Here is a 13,682-nt window from a genome sequence, read left to right as displayed (position 1 = left end):
GCTGCGGATCACCGGGGGCGTGCTCGCGACGGCGGCGCTCGCCGGCTGCTCGGCGGGCACCGAAGGTACCCCGTACCCGGTCGAGACGGCCGCGACGGCGGCGTCGCAGAGCGCCAAGGCGGCCCAGCTGCCGCAGCGCCCGGCCGAGCTGCCCCTGCAGGGCGTCAACCTGTGCGAAGTCTTCCCGCAGGTGCAGCTCGACGCGCTGAAGATCACCAGCACGCCCCGCGAAGGCCCGTCCGAGGACGGGCCGACGTGCGTGTTCGACGCCGACGGCGCCGAGCCGGTGCACGCCTACCACGTCCGGGCCGTGACCGCGGACCTCGGCGAGTGGATCACCGGGGCCCGCAGGAAGAACAGCATGACCACCGAGCCGAAGACGATCGACGGCTTCCCGGCGCTGACGAACTACCGCGCGGCGGGCGACCCCGCCGACTGCGAGGCGCTCGTCGGGGTCGCACGCGGCCAGACCCTGGCCGTCCAGACCTTCGCCATCACCCGCGGCAAGCTCACGCAGCCGCAGCTGTGCGAGATGTCGGTGCACGCCGCCGACATCGCCGTGCAGACCCTGAAAGCACGCAACTAGGGAGGGCGCGTGGAATTCTCCGAGCTCGCGGCCGGCATCCAGAACCACCGGTTCGACGGCTGGACCAACACCGCGATCGCCGACCAGATCACGCGGATGGTCAACGGCGACGGCACCGGCAGCATCGGCACGGCCGTCGACGCGCTGAAGGCCGTCGCGACCGCCCTCGCCCACACCGACCAGACGCTGCGCGCGCAGCTGCTGAAGCTCGGCGTCGAGTGGCAGAGCCAGGCGGGTGGCGCGGCGAGCCAGGTGCTCACCGAGCAGGCCGGGTTCTCTCAGGACGCCACGACGAAGGTCGCGCACGCCGCCGAAATGGTGTTCGAGCAGGGCGAGTCCTTCAACCGCACCAAGTACAAGCTGCCGGACGCCGAGACCGTCCGGAAGGGCGCGGGCGGCTACACGCTCACCGACGGCCTGCTGCTGTCCCTGATCGGCTTCGAGACCGACCACGCGCGTCAGGTCGAGGCCGCGAACAACGCCAAGGAGCAGGCGAAGCAGGCGCTCAACGAGTACGCGCAGGAAAGCGGCACGAACCTGCTCTCGACGCAGTCGCTGTCCGACCCCGAGTCGCTGAAGCTGGCCGCCCCCGGGATCGCGCCGGGCGTGCTGGACGTCGCGGGCGCCGCCGTCGCGGTGACGCCGGACGGCGGGGTGAAGCCCGCCTCGGACAAGGTCCGGTCGGTGCACGTCGACCCGCCGGTCGTGCAGCCGGTGTCGCACATGGTCCACGCCGACCCGCCGACCCCGGTCTACGGCGTCGCGGCGCAGCAGCCGTCCCGGCCCGTGGCGCAGCCGCCGCGGCAGACGGGATCGGTGACCGCACCGGCCGCGCAGCACACGACGCCTTCGTCGACGACTCCGTCGAGCGCGAAGCCGCCGACGGCGACGCCCTCGCCCGGCTGGGTCAACGCCCCGGGCCGCGGCACGGCGTCCGGTGACTCCACCCACTTCTCGCCCGGTCTTTCCGTCGGAGCCGGCGACCAGTTCGTCCCGCCGGGTGCGCCCGGCGCGCTGCCGCCCGGCTCGTCGCCGGCGACGGCGCCGATCAAGTCGCTCGGCGGCGGCGGAGGCGCGTCCAGCGGCTCGACCGGCCTCGACAGCTCGGCGGGCCGCGGCCCCGACGGGCTGCTGGCCAAGGGCCGCACGGTGGGCTCGATGCCGCAGGCCCCGCTCCCGCCCGGCCAGTTCACGGCCGAACGCGGGTTCGCCGTCAAGCCCGGCGCGACCCCCGGCGAGATCGGCGCGGGCGCGGCGGCGATCGGCGCCGGCGCGGCCGGTGGCGCGCTGAGCGGCGACAAGGAACGCCAGCGGCGCGAAAAGGGCCCGGCGAAGGGCCCGGTGCGGCCGCTGCCGGTCGGCGAGCTGCCCGAGGAGGAGGCCGCCGCGCTGCGCAAGTCGGAGCAGATCAGCCCGAAGCAGAAGCCCGGCGAGGCGAAGTTCCTGGCCGAGGCGGCCCCGCACGAGGACGACGCCGAGCACGTCCGCCGCTACGGCGTCGACGACCAGGACCTGTTCGCCGACCAGCGGATGGTCTCGCCCGACGTGATCGGTGACCACGAAGGGGACGGGCGCTGACCGTGTCGCTGGTGCTGTCCGCGCACGAGTTCGACGTGCTCTGGGAGTCGCTCGAGCTGCCCCGCCGCCACGTCGCGCTGGACGTGCCGAGCGAAGGAACCACCCACACCGAACGGCGGGAGCTGGTGGACGCGGCGTGGGCGTCGCTGAGCGAGCGGCGCCTGGCCCGCAACCGCCGGGTGACCGGCGAGGTGGCCGACCAGCTGCACCTGCTGGCCCGCCCGCAGTACGGCATCGACGTCTGGGTGTGGGCCGAGCGCGAGATCCGCGGCCGCGTGGTGAGCGCCCGCGGCCAGGCGGTCCTGGCGGTGGTGGACCACGGCGAGGTGTGGCTGATCCCGGCGACCGAGGACGGCCTCGCGGAGGCGGCGGTCTCGGTCGCGGGCGACCTGGGCCCGGGCATCGGCCAGACGGTGAGCATTCCGTACGACGTCCTGCGAGCGGCGGATTCGGCGGCGAAGGGCGACGCGAAAGCGCTGGTCACGGCGTTGGAGGACCGCGGCGTCGAGCTGTTCCACGCCCAGGAGCTGTCGGGGATGCTGCTGGGCCAGGAGGCCCGCGGCCAGTTCGGCGCGGAGCGCGTCGGCCGCGACGGCGTGGTCCACCGGGCGGGCCGCGTGGTGGCGTTCTTCGACACGGATGCGGGCCGCTACCTGTTCCAGGTGGCACCGGACCGCGAAGGCCGCGAATGGGCGACCGTGACCCCGGCGGACAACGCCCTGCTGGCGACCCGGATCCGCGAACTGGTGGCGGAGGCCTGAGCGCGGGCGGGTGGAAGTTGCCCGGGATCCGTACGCGCGCCCCTCGGGAAGTCATAAAGTAAGCGCGGGAACCGTCCCGGTCATGGCGACGTCTGATCGGGCGGATACGAGTTTCCGAAGGGGATGACGAACCGTGCCTGTCTACGACACCGAATCGATGGCCATCGCGGCCGGCCAGGTGGAGAAGCTGAAGGACGAGTTCGAGAAGTCCAAGCAGAAGGTCACCGGCCTGGACCACGAGAAGGAAAGCCCCTTCGGCGGGATGGACGAGACGGGCGACGCGCACGGCGCGGTCGGCAAGTTCAAGGACGGCGTGCACAGCCAGTTCGACGCCGCGGGCAAGCACATGGAGGCGCTGGGGTTCGCCATGCGCAAGGCCGCCGGGCTGATCGCCGAGACCGACCAGGTCGGGGCGAGCGACCTGACCCTCCACGTCGACAAGTGAACTGAGCAGGGGGCACGAGAGTGGGCTTGAACGCGGTCGGCGCCGGAACGCCGGACAACTGGGAAGCTTTCATGAAGAAGGTGGACCAGGTCGAAAAGGTCGATTTGGGAAAAATCACCGCGGCGGCGACGCAGTTCCGCGAGGCCGGCAAGAACGCCGGCGACCACAATGCGTCGCTGAAGAATTCGACCGACGCGCTCAACGGCGGTGTCTGGGCCGGCCCCGCGGCGGACCAGTTCTTCACCTACGTCCGCCAGGTGCGCGACGCCGGCACCAAGGTCCAGACCCACCTAGAGGACGTCGCCAAGGACCTCGACAGCCTCGCGTCCACCCTCGAGCAGATCAAGAAGAACGTCGGGGACAAGCAGCTGGCCGCGGAGAAGGCGGTCAACGCCCGCAACGCCACCGCCGAGACCCAGATCAACAACGCGCTGGCCGCGGCGAAGAAGGCGCACGAGGAAGGAAAGCCGGGACCGAGCCCCAGCGCCGACGAGATCCTGGCGAAGGCTAAGACGGACATCCACGACATCACCGCGGGTTTCGACGGTGACGTGGCGGGCCTGCAGGCCCAGGCCGACACGGCGATCAAGGCGTCGCAGAAGCTGATGTCCCAGCAGATCGAGGGCGGCTACGACCAGGTCCCGCTCCCGGCCAGCTCCGCGGCGGCGCCCAAGAGCACCGGCGGCATCCACAGCAACGGCTCCTCCCACCACGGCGGTGGCGGCGGAGGTGGAGGCGGCGGTGGTGGCGGCCTCGGCCCGAGCGGCGGTCCCCCGTCCTCGCCGCCCCCGGGGAACGTCCAGCAGTGGATCCAGGAAGCGATGAAGGCACTGCAGGCCGCGGGCATCCCGGTGACCGACGCCGACATCCCCAAGATCTGGGCGATCATCCAGCACGAGTCGGGCGGGAATCCAAACGCTATAAACAATTGGGATTCCAATGCCGCCGCGGGGCACCCGTCCAAGGGGCTCATGCAATGCATCGACTCGACGTTCAACGCCCACAAGCTGCCCGGCCACGACAACATCTACAACCCGGTCGACAACATCATCGCGGGCGTCCGGTACTCCTTCGACCGCTACGGCAGCCTCGACAACGTGCCCGGCATCAAGGCCATGGCCCACGGAGGTGCCTACCGGGGCTACTAGCCTGGCCCCATGGCCGACCTCGAGGCGGGTCCCGCGCTGCGGGCCGGTGTGCCGCCCTTCCACGTCATGGACGTCCTCTCCGCGGCGGGCGCCCGGCAGCGCAGTCACGGCGATCTCGTGTCGCTCGCCGCCGGGCAGCCCTCCGCTCCCGCTCCGCAGCCCGTGCTCGAAGCGGCCGCGAAGGCCCTCCACAACTCCACCCTCGGCTACACCGAACAGCTCGGCATCCCCGAGCTGCGCGAGGCCGTCGCCGGGCACTACCGGCGGAAGTACGACCTCGACGTGCAGGCGCACGACGTCGTCATGACCACCGGTTCGTCCGGGGGCTTCCTGCTCGCCTTCCTCAGCGCCTTCGACCCCGGCGCCAAGGTCGCCATGGCCCGGCCCGGCTACCCCGCCTACCGGAACCTGCTGTCGGTCCTCGGCTGCGAGGTCGTCGAGTTCGCCACCACCGCCGAGACGAACTTCCAGCCCACCGTGCGGCTGCTCGACGAGCTTGGCCCGATCGACGGGCTGATCGTCGCCAGCCCGAGCAATCCGACCGGGACCGTCCTGCCGCCCGGCGAACTGGCCGCCATCACCGGCTGGTGCTCGTCGCACGGGGTGCAGCTGATCAGCGACGAGATCTACCACGGCATCTCCTACGGCGCCGAGCTCGACTGCGCGTGGCAGTACGGCCGCGAGCCGCTCGTGCTCGGCAGCTTCTCGAAGTACTTCGCGATGACCGGCTGGCGGCTCGGCTGGATGCTCGTGCCGCAGCGGCTGCACCGCGCCGTCGACGTCCTGACCGGGAACTTCACCATCTGCCCGCCCGCGGTGTCGCAGTACGCGGCGCTCGCCGCCTTCACGCCGGAGGCGTACGCGGAGGCCGACGCGCACGTCGAGCACTACCGCGCGAACCGCGACCGGCTCTTCGCGGGCCTGCGGGGCATCGGCATCGACAAGCTCGCGCCCGCCGACGGCGCCTTCTACGCCTACGCCGACGTCAGCGCGTACACCGAGGACAGCCTGAGCTGGTGCCAGCGGCTGCTCGCCGACACGGGCCTCGCCATCACGCCCGGCGTCGACTTCGACCCGGTCGACGGCGGCAAGTACGTGCGGTTCTCCTTCGCCGGCAGCGCCGAGGACATCGACGAAGGCGTCCGGCGGCTCGGGGGGTGGCTGCGCCAGGGGGAACCCTGATTCATCCCTGAACGTTGGCTCGGCAAGGGGAGTTTCTCCCACCGAGGTGCCACAGTGGAGGCATCGGGCCGCCAGCGGCCACGGGAGCAATCGGAGGAAGCCATGTTCTGGAAGATCGTCGGCGGCCTGATCGTCGCCTGGGTGGCGTTCATGGTGCTGGGCGCCGTGATCGGCTTCGTGTTCAAGGCCGTCCTCTGGATCGCCATCATCGGCGGCATCGCCTTCCTCGGCGCGGCCGGCTACAAGGCGATCACCGGCGGCCGCAAGGACCCGCGGCGCATCAACCGCTACTAGGGGATCCGCGCCACGCCGCCCAGTGACGTCCAGTTGACCGGCGTCAGCGGTGCCAGGCGCGGCCCGTCCGGCCACCACAGGTGCGGCGCCGTCAACCCGGGCTCGAGCAGGTCGAGGCCGTCGAAGAACGACGCGATCTCGGCCCGCGTGCGGTAGAGCGTGTCGAGCCCGGTGCCGCTGTACCGCTGCTGCAGTTCCGTCGCGACGGCGGCCGCCGCGGAGCCGTCGCTGGGGTTGTGCTGGTGCAGCAGGACCAGGTACGACCCCGGCGCCACCGCGCCGACGTAGGACTTGACCACCTGCCGCGCCTGCTCCAGGTCCGCGATGTGGTGGATGACCGCGCACATCACCAGCCCGACCGGCCGGTCGAAGTCGAGGTACTGCTTGACCGTGTCGTCGGCGAGGGTCTCGGCCGGGTGCAGCAGGTCGTTGCCCGAGATGTGCGTGAAGTCGTTGTCGACGAGCAACGCCCGGCCGTGCGCCTGCACGACCGGGTCGTTGTCGACGTAGACGACGTGCGCCTCGGGGTTGTACTTCTGCGCCACCTGGTGGGTGTTCTCCACCGTCGGGAAGCCCGAGCCGAGGTCGAGGAACTGGTCGACGCCGAGCCGTTCGGTCAGGTACCGCACGGCGCGCACGAGCCACTGCCGCACTTCCTGCGCCATCGCCGGGGATTCCGGCGCGATCTCCAGGATCTGCCGCAGCACCGCGCGATCGGCCTCGTAGTGGTCCTTGCCGCCCATCAGCGCGTCGAAGACGCGGGCGATGCTCGGCCGGTCGAAGTCGACGCGGGCCGACGGTCGTTCGCTCGTCATGGCGGCCTACCGGGGAAGTCGGGGTCGCGTGCAGCCTAGGCCACGAACGATCACCAGCGGTAGGCGGACGTGCGGTGCGGGTGAGATCAGCCGAGCCAGGCCCGCGCCGCCTCGGCGCCGTTCCACACCTCGGCCTTCAGCCCCACCGCCCGTGCACCCTCCACATTGGACGGACGGTCGTCGAAGAACAGGCAGTCCGCCGGCTCGGCGCCCAGCTCGTCGAGCAGGAGGCGGAAGATCTTCGCGTCCGGCTTCACGCACCGGACGTCGCCCGAGAAGAGCGTGACGCGGAAGTGGCGGACCCACTCCTGCGCGCGGACCCACTCGCCGAACACCACCGGGGCGTTCGACAGCAGCGCCAGCGACGCGCCCGCCTCGGAAAGCGCTTCGAGCAGCGCCTCCGACGACGGTTCCAGGTGGCCCCAGCCCTCGACGTCGACGCGGGTCAGCTCGGCCGACAGCGCTTCGTCGACGGACACGCCCAGCGCGTCGCCGACCGCCTGCCAGTACTCGAGCGGCGTGCTCCCCGCGTCGTACGGAATCCGGTAGTCCCAGTACGCCTTTTCGAACTCCGGCAGCGGCACGCCCATGCGCGCGGCCAGGTCCGGCCGGGCCAGGCTCGGCTTGCTCAGCACGTCGCCGTAGTCGAACACGATCCAGTTCACGGTTGCCCCAGTTTCCTAGTGTCCCAGTGGAGTCACGCGCCGGTCTTGATCCGGCGCAAGGCTTCTTCGACGTCGGCGGCGCTCAGGTCCCGGTGCGTCACGAACCGGACCCGGCCCGCCATCGGCACCGCGCGGACGCCGAGCGAGTCGAGCCACGCGAGCGCGGTCGGGATGTCGGGGACGTCGGCCAGCACGATGTTGGTGTCCGGCTCGTTCGTCGGCCAGCCGTGCTCGCGCAGGCCCTCGGCGAGCCGGCGCGCGTTCTCGTGCGACTCGGCCAGGTCGGGGATCCGGTCCAGCGCGACCAGGCAGGCCGCGGCCAGGACGCCGCCCTGCCGGACGCCGCCGCCGAGCATCTGCCGCATCCGGCGGGCCCGCTCGACGAAGGCGGTGCTGCCCGCGACGACCGAGCCGACCGGCGCGCCGAGTCCCTTGCTGAAGCAGGCCGACACGGTGTCGACGCCGACGGTCAGCGCGGCGGGCGGCACCTCCAGCGCGACCGCGGCCTGCCAGAGCCGGGCGCCGTCGAGGTGCACGGTCAGGCCGGCTTCCTTCGCGACGGACAGCAGCTGGGCGTGCTCGTCGGGCGGGGTCACCGCGCCGCCGGCCGCGTTGTGCGTGTTCTCGAGGCAGAGCAGCGATGTCCGTAATGTGAAGTACGGTCCGGGCTGTCCGATCGCGGCCGCGAGGGCGTCGGGCGATGGGCGGCCCGGGCCGCCGTCGTGCTCGAGGATGTCCGGCATCCCGCCGGCCAGCCACGCCGCCGAGCCGAGCTCGTTGGACAGCACATGGGCGCCCCGCGTGGCCAGGAACCGGTCGCCGCGCTGCAGGTGGAGGCTCAGCGCGACGAGGTTCGCCATCGTCCCGCTCGGCACCCACAGCGCGGCCGGCATGCCCAGGACGTGCGCGGCGCGTTCTTCCAGCTGCTGGACCGTCGGGTCGCGTTCGAGGACGTTGTCCCCGACCTCGGCGGACGCCATCGCCGCGCGCATCGTGTCATCCGGACGGGTGACGGTGTCGGAGCGGAAGTCCAGCGGCGGCAGCGTGAAGGTCACGGAGCGATCACATCACACCCACCTCGTGGGGATCAATCAGCCCCGGAGTGGTCGAACCCACTCGGTCCGTGCAACCGTGGACGCCCCTGATTCCGTCCTCATGGGCGAACGACAACCAGAGCGGAGCACGACTGCGCGTGGACCAGCGCGACGAGGAGGAGTTCGCGGAGTACTTCGCCGCCAGGCGGGACGCCGTGCGCCGGACCGCGTACATGCTCTGCGGCGACTGGCACCGGGCGGACGACCTCGCGCAGACGGCGTTCGTCGCGCTGCACCGGAGGTGGAAGAAGATCAGGGATCCCGCGGCGACCGACGCGTACGTCCGCAAGACGCTCGTCCGGGCGTCGATCGACGAATCGCGGCGGCCGTGGCGGCGTGAGTGGCAGACCGAGACGCTGCCCGAGCCCGCCGACGACACGCCCGGCCTCGACGACCTCGTCGCGACCAGGGAAGACCTGCTCGCGGCGTTGAAGGAAGTGCCGCCCAAGCAGCGGGCGGTCCTGGTCATGCGGTTCTTCGAAGGGCTCGACGTGACCGGCGCGGCGAAGGCGCTGGGCTGCAGCGAAGGCAACGTGAAGAGCCAGACCGCGCGCGGGCTGGCAAACCTCAAGCAGGTGCTGGAACGGGAGGTGGAGACCAATGGATGAGCAGGAGCTGCGTTCGTTGTTCTCCGCCGCGCCCGGCGACGCGCCTTCGCCGGGCTTCACGCAGGACGACGTCGTCCGCGAATCCCGCCGCCAGACCGTGCGGCGTCGCAACCGGATCACCACCGGCGTGAGCGCCGCGGCGCTGGTCGTGGTCGGCTTCGGCGCATACGGACTGCTGTCCGGGGGTACCCCCGAGTCGATGACGGCCGCGGGCGACGGCGTGATGTCGTCGCAATCGGGGCCGGGCTCGGGGCAACCCGGCATCAGCCCGGCACGTCCTGAGATCGGTGGGGAGTCACCGAACTTCTCGTCCGAACCACCTCGGCAGGGAGGTGACCAGGGCGGGAAGACCGGCCACTTGGCCGAAGGCGCCTCCGGGTGCGAAGAGGTGGACGGGGAGCTCGCCACAGCCCTCGCTGGCGAGCTCCCCGGCCACGTCGCCGGTACCCCGGCTGTCCCGGGCGGCGCCTGTTCGACGGTGTCCCGCTCCGCCGGGTTCCCGGTCGCGGGTGGCGAAGTCTCCGCGGCGGTGTACCCGAAGGGCGTTCCGGTGGTCTTCAAGTCCCAGCCCGCCGGCACGGTGACGGCCCAGGTGGCGACCGCGTCCGGTGGGGCGTTGGTGCTGGTCAGCGTGCCGTCTTCGGGCGGGACGGCGCCGTACGCGGGGCAGGTGGAGACGTTCGCGCACCATCTCGCGGCCCGCTTCTGAGCCCGGGTCCGCCCGGTTGGCAGAATGACCGGTCATGACCGCTGCGACCACCCCGAAGGGGGAGCGACGGCGCGCCGCGCTCGTCGAGGCCGCCGCGAAACTGCTCGTCGAGGGCGGGTTCGACGCCGTCCGGCACCGGGCGGTCGCCGAGCGCGCCGGCCTGCCGCTCGCCTCGACGACGTACTACTTCGACTCGCTGGAAGACCTGGTCACGGCGGCCGTCGAGCACCACGGGCAGGGTGAGCTGGAGACGGGCCGCCGCCGGCTGGAGGAGCTGGCGACGCGCAACCGCGGCGTCCAGGCGACCGTCGAGCTGGTGCTGGAGATGCTGCTGGGGCCGGAGACCGACGACCCGGAGGCGGACGCGGAGGCGGTGCTGCTGCGGTACGAGCGGCTGGTCGCGACCGGCCGCCGGCCGTACCTGCGGCCGTTGATGCGAACGCTGTCGGCCCAGCTCAACGAACTGCTGACGGAGATCTTCGCCCGCTCGGGCACGCCGGTTTCGGCCGACGAGCTCGAGCGGCTGATCGCCCTGGTCGACGGCGCCGTCGTCAACGCGCTGATCGCGGTCGACCCGGCCCCGCGCGCGGCGGCGTCGCGCATGCTCCAGAACGCACTCGACGGCACCTGAGTCGTTACTGTCGTGCAGGTGGACCTGAACCTGCTGACGGCGTTGGACGCGTTGCTGGAGGAGAACTCCGTGCAGGCGGCGGCCGACCGGCTGCACCTCACGCCGCCGGCGATGAGCCGCACGCTGGCCCGGATCCGCGCGACGACCGGCGACGACATCCTGGTGCGCACCGGCCGCACGATGACCCCGACCCCGCGCGCGCTGGCGATGCGCGACGAGGTCCGCACGCTGGTGGCTCGCGCGAACCGGGTGCTGGCCCCGGCCCGCACGGTGGACCCGGCCACGCTGCGGCGCACGTTCACCATCCAGGGCCACGACGCGCTGCTGGCGGCACTGTTCCCGGCGCTGCTGCGCACGGCGTCGGCCGAGGCACCGGGAATCGGGCTGCGGCTGCTGGCGGAGGCGCCGGTGGACACGCCGGACCTGGCCCGCGGGCACGTCGACCTGGAGGTCGGGGCGACGGTGCCGGCGTCCCCGGAGATCAGCCATCTCGTGGTTGGCGAGGACCGGCTGGTGCTGGTGACCCGCGCCGGGCGGCAGCTGGACATCGAGGAGTTCGCGGCGGCGGAGCACGTGATCGTGTCGCGGCGCGGGCGGCTGCGCGACGGGGTGGACAAGGTGCTGGCGGAGCTGGGGCTGCGCCGCCGGGTGGTGGCGGCGCTGCCGACGGTGGCGCTGGCGCTGCAGGCGATCGCGCACAGCGAGGTGGTGGGGGTCGTGGCGGACCGGGCCACCGCACAGGCCCGCGCCGACCTCGGTCTCGCGGCGACGGAGCTGCCGATGGACCTGCCGGGTGCGCCGGTGGTGGTGAGCTGGCACAGCCGCTACGACACGGACCCGGCGCACGAGTGGTTGAGAGGCCACTGCCGGACGGCGTTGGCGGAGGTACTGGCCTAGCCGCCGGTCGCGCAGTCTGCCGCGGCTCGTCGTGAGTGAGAAACAGGGTTAGAACACTGTTTCTCACTCACGAGGTCACTTGGAGAGGGCCACCAGGACTTCGCCGCGCGGGCCGTTCTCCGCCGCGTCGAGCATGGCCGCGGCCACCGTCGCGTGGCTGATCGTCGCCGGGAACAGCCTGCGCGGCACCGCGTCGAGCCGCACCGAGCGCCGGGTCGGGCTGGTCGGGCCGCTCTTCATCGGGCCGACGTGCACCACCGTTCCGCCCATGCCGAGGATCGCCGTGTCCGCGCCGACCTTGTCCGGCAGTTCGGCCTTCAGCAGCCGCGCCACCACCGTCCGGCTCAGCCAGTCGGCCGCGGCGGCCGATGGTCCGGTGCCGAGCGCTCCCACCGACACGGCGCGCGCCGGTGCCGCGGCCACCACCGCGCGGGCGCCCGCCGTCAGCACCCCGGGTGGATCGCCCTTCCGCAGGCCCAGCGCGTCGAGCACGATTTCGCTGCCGCGCAACGCGTCCGCGATCGCGGCGGCGTCGTGGACGTCGGCCGCGACCGACCTCAGCCGCTCCCCGGTAGCCGACGCGCGACGGCTGATGGCCACCACCTCGTGTCCGCGCTCGAACGCCTGCTTCACCAGTTCGCCGCCCACCGCGCCCGACGCACCGAGCACCGCCACCCGGCTCACGCGAGCACCTCCAGCGCCGCGGCGTGCAGACCCGGGGCGGCGACGAGGATGTCCGGCGAATTCACGTCCCACGGACCACCCGACAAGTCCGAAACGACCGCCCCCGCCTCGAGAGCCAGCAGCGAACCGGAAGCAGTGCCGGGCAGATCCGGCTCGTACTGCCAGAAGACGTCGTACTGCCCGGCGGCCAGTCCCAGCAACGGGAACACCGTCGGAATCGTGTTGCGCACCAGCAAGGCCTTCGACGCCATGGCCGCGAAAGCACCCGCGAACCGCTGGTGGACCGCCGGGGAGTTGCCCGCCTGGCTCGCCGTCACCGCGGCGGCCGACAAGTCCGTCTTGGCCGACACCCGCAACGGCGACCCGTTGAGGTGAGCGCCCTGTCCGCGCGAAGCGGTGTACGTCAGGTCGCCGATCGGCTGGCGGACGACCGTCAGCTCCGGTTGCCCGTCCGTGATCAGCGTGATCGTCACCGCCCACTCCGGCAGGCCGTGCACGTGGTTGACCGCGCCCTCGGCGCCGTCGACCACCCACCACCGCCCCGGCGGCAGCTCCCGGCCGCGCTCGTCCTCGTCCCACCAGCCCACGCCGTCGACGCCGTCGAGCGCCGACCGCACCACCGCGGTCGACGTCGCCTCGAGCTTGGTGCCGAGCGCGTACATCGCTTCCCGGTCCGGCGGACGGCTCGCCGGGTCGTACGAAGCCAGCAAAGCCTGGGCGGCCGCCGCGGCCGCGGCAACCATCGTGTTCAGAACGTCAGTCATGAAGCCATTACGGCACGGCCGGAAGCCTGATTCAAATGCAACTTTGTTACTCGACGAATTACCCTCGTGCAGGCTTCCGCTGAGCCTTCGCCAGGTCGTCGCGGGACTTCGTGACGAGCGCGAGCATCGCCTGCTCGGCCGCCGCCGGATCGCCGGCCACGATCGCGTCGAACACCTTGCGGTGGCTCGGCACCGGGTCCTCCGCCGCCGACGCCCCGTGCACGAGCTTGTCGCGCTCGGCCAGCCCGATCGCGATGATCCGCTCCATCCGCATCAGGAAGTTGTTGTGGGTGGCGGTCATCAGCCGCCGGTGGAAGGCCAGGTCGGCCTGGACGCTCGCCTCGGCGTCGTCGCCCGCCGCGGCCATGTCGGCCAGCGCCTCCCGCAGCGACTCGAGGTCCTCGTCCGACGCCCGCTCGGCCGCGATCCGCGCCGCGGCCGGCTCGACGACCGCGCGGACCTCGGTCAGCTCGTCGAGCAGGCCGGGGTCGTCGGCGGCCGCGGTCTGCCAGCGCATGACGTCGGCGTCGAGCATGTTCCACTTCTCGCGCGGCTGGACGAACGTGCCGCGCTTCTGCCGTGCGTCGATCATCCCCTTCGCGGCCAGCACCTTCAGCGCCTCGCGCAGCGCGGTCAGGCTGATGTCGAGCTCTTCGCGCAGCGCGGGCAGGTCCAGGACGGTGCCCTCGCCCCACTCGTCGGAGAGGATCCGGCTGGCCAGTGCCTCCACGGTCTGGCCGTGCAGCCCGCGTGGCCGGTGTTCGGTCAATGGAGGGCCCTCTCGACTGGTGGTTCGTGGTCGGGCCATCCTACGCTGCGAC

At 72.1% G+C, this 13,682-nt stretch carries 17 protein-coding genes; 11 read left to right on the top strand and 6 right to left on the bottom strand.

Translation table 11 applies throughout. The features are described 5' to 3' along the window. Positions 1-19 precede the first annotated feature (19 nt). From AB0J40_RS05265 to AB0J40_RS05235, 7 genes are all read left to right on the top strand, one after another. Entirely contained in the window at positions 20-586 is a 567-nt protein-coding gene (locus AB0J40_RS05265) for a DUF3558 domain-containing protein (RefSeq protein WP_364448692.1), read from the top strand. A gap of 9 nt (positions 587-595) precedes the next feature. Then, positions 596-2,164: a hypothetical protein gene (locus tag AB0J40_RS05260; protein WP_364447884.1), complete on the top strand. Its 1,569-nt coding sequence runs from the start codon at positions 596-598 to the stop codon at positions 2,162-2,164. Positions 2,165-2,166: 2 nt separating this feature from the next. Then, positions 2,167-2,925 (top strand): ESX secretion-associated protein EspG, encoded by a 759-nt coding sequence (locus AB0J40_RS05255; RefSeq protein WP_364447882.1) that lies wholly within the window; start codon positions 2,167-2,169, stop codon positions 2,923-2,925. 133 nt (positions 2,926-3,058) lie between these two features. Then, entirely contained in the window at positions 3,059-3,370 is a 312-nt protein-coding gene (locus tag AB0J40_RS05250) for a hypothetical protein (protein ID WP_364447879.1), read from the top strand. A 20-nt stretch (positions 3,371-3,390) separates the two neighbouring features. Then, a complete protein-coding gene (locus tag AB0J40_RS05245) occupies positions 3,391-4,518 on the top strand; it encodes a transglycosylase SLT domain-containing protein (RefSeq protein WP_364447877.1) in 1,128 nt (375 codons plus the stop codon). 9 nt (positions 4,519-4,527) lie between these two features. Next, complete coding sequence (locus tag AB0J40_RS05240; protein ID WP_364447874.1) at positions 4,528-5,700, top strand: pyridoxal phosphate-dependent aminotransferase; 1,173 nt, start codon at positions 4,528-4,530, stop codon at positions 5,698-5,700. Positions 5,701-5,802: 102 nt separating this feature from the next. After that, on the top strand, positions 5,803-5,994 hold the full coding sequence (locus AB0J40_RS05235; protein WP_086675979.1) for a hypothetical protein: 192 nt from the start codon (positions 5,803-5,805) through the stop codon (positions 5,992-5,994). Here AB0J40_RS05235 and AB0J40_RS05230 read toward each other — a convergent pair. From AB0J40_RS05230 to AB0J40_RS05220, 3 genes are all read right to left on the bottom strand, one after another. Beyond that, positions 5,991-6,809: an SAM-dependent methyltransferase gene (locus AB0J40_RS05230; protein ID WP_364447871.1), complete on the bottom strand. Its 819-nt coding sequence runs from the start codon at positions 6,807-6,809 to the stop codon at positions 5,991-5,993. The two genes, AB0J40_RS05235 and AB0J40_RS05230, sit on opposite strands and share 4 nt — an antisense overlap. 86 nt (positions 6,810-6,895) lie before the next feature. Further along, complete coding sequence (locus AB0J40_RS05225; RefSeq protein ID WP_364447869.1) at positions 6,896-7,474, bottom strand: HAD family phosphatase; 579 nt, start codon at positions 7,472-7,474, stop codon at positions 6,896-6,898. Positions 7,475-7,506: 32 nt separating this feature from the next. Continuing rightward, positions 7,507-8,529 (bottom strand): GntG family PLP-dependent aldolase, encoded by a 1,023-nt coding sequence (locus AB0J40_RS05220; protein WP_364447867.1) that lies wholly within the window; start codon positions 8,527-8,529, stop codon positions 7,507-7,509. Positions 8,530-8,666: 137 nt separating this feature from the next. Here AB0J40_RS05220 and AB0J40_RS05215 point away from each other — a divergent pair, with 137 nt between their 5' ends. From AB0J40_RS05215 to AB0J40_RS05200, 4 genes are read left to right on the top strand one after another with little or no spacing between them, the layout of a single operon-like run. Further along, complete coding sequence (locus AB0J40_RS05215; RefSeq protein ID WP_364447864.1) at positions 8,667-9,176, top strand: SigE family RNA polymerase sigma factor; 510 nt, start codon at positions 8,667-8,669, stop codon at positions 9,174-9,176. Then, entirely contained in the window at positions 9,169-9,885 is a 717-nt protein-coding gene (locus tag AB0J40_RS05210) for a hypothetical protein (RefSeq protein ID WP_364447861.1), read from the top strand. Before AB0J40_RS05215 ends, AB0J40_RS05210 begins: the two co-directional genes overlap by 8 nt. Before the next feature lie 34 nt (positions 9,886-9,919). Beyond that, positions 9,920-10,516: a TetR family transcriptional regulator gene (locus AB0J40_RS05205; RefSeq protein ID WP_364447858.1), complete on the top strand. Its 597-nt coding sequence runs from the start codon at positions 9,920-9,922 to the stop codon at positions 10,514-10,516. Positions 10,517-10,534: 18 nt separating this feature from the next. Beyond that, the gene (locus AB0J40_RS05200; RefSeq protein WP_364447855.1) at positions 10,535-11,413 is read left to right on the top strand and encodes a LysR family transcriptional regulator; all 879 of its coding nucleotides are present in this window, start codon (positions 10,535-10,537) and stop codon (positions 11,411-11,413) included. 75 nt (positions 11,414-11,488) lie between these two features. Here AB0J40_RS05200 and AB0J40_RS05195 read toward each other — a convergent pair whose 3' ends face one another. Genes AB0J40_RS05195 through AB0J40_RS05185 form a run of 3 tightly spaced genes read right to left on the bottom strand, consistent with a single transcriptional unit; the run spans position 11,489 to position 13,630 of the window. Further along, on the bottom strand, positions 11,489-12,097 hold the full coding sequence (locus AB0J40_RS05195) for an NAD(P)H-binding protein (RefSeq protein ID WP_364447853.1): 609 nt from the start codon (positions 12,095-12,097) through the stop codon (positions 11,489-11,491). Continuing rightward, entirely contained in the window at positions 12,094-12,861 is a 768-nt protein-coding gene (locus tag AB0J40_RS05190; RefSeq protein WP_364447851.1) for an inositol monophosphatase family protein, read from the bottom strand. Before AB0J40_RS05190 ends, AB0J40_RS05195 begins: the two co-directional genes overlap by 4 nt. Before the next feature lie 58 nt (positions 12,862-12,919). Next, on the bottom strand, positions 12,920-13,630 hold the full coding sequence (locus AB0J40_RS05185) for a FadR/GntR family transcriptional regulator (RefSeq protein ID WP_364447849.1): 711 nt from the start codon (positions 13,628-13,630) through the stop codon (positions 12,920-12,922). Between the last annotated feature and the right edge of the window lie 52 nt (positions 13,631-13,682).

This window comes from Amycolatopsis sp. NPDC049691 (genome assembly GCF_040675005.1).
Taxonomy (GTDB): domain Bacteria; phylum Actinomycetota; class Actinomycetes; order Mycobacteriales; family Pseudonocardiaceae; genus Amycolatopsis.
Note: the sequence above shows the minus strand (reverse complement) of the source record. Positions and strands in the feature narration are given on the sequence as shown.

What these genes read in the sequence shown, in the direction of transcription:
- AB0J40_RS05240 (WP_364447874.1), top strand. Translation starts at nt 4,528, where the DNA reads ATGGCCGACCTCGAGGCGGGTCCCGCGCTGCGGGCCGGTGTGCCGCCC.
- AB0J40_RS05235 (WP_086675979.1), top strand. Translation starts at nt 5,803, where the DNA reads ATGTTCTGGAAGATCGTCGGCGGCCTGATCGTCGCCTGGGTGGCGTTC.
- AB0J40_RS05210 (WP_364447861.1), top strand. Translation starts at nt 9,169, where the DNA reads ATGGATGAGCAGGAGCTGCGTTCGTTGTTCTCCGCCGCGCCCGGCGAC.
- AB0J40_RS05205 (WP_364447858.1), top strand. Translation starts at nt 9,920, where the DNA reads ATGACCGCTGCGACCACCCCGAAGGGGGAGCGACGGCGCGCCGCGCTC.
- AB0J40_RS05190 (WP_364447851.1), bottom strand. Translation starts at nt 12,861, where the DNA reads ATGACTGACGTTCTGAACACGATGGTTGCCGCGGCCGCGGCGGCCGCC.
- AB0J40_RS05230 (WP_364447871.1), bottom strand. Translation starts at nt 6,809, where the DNA reads ATGACGAGCGAACGACCGTCGGCCCGCGTCGACTTCGACCGGCCGAGC.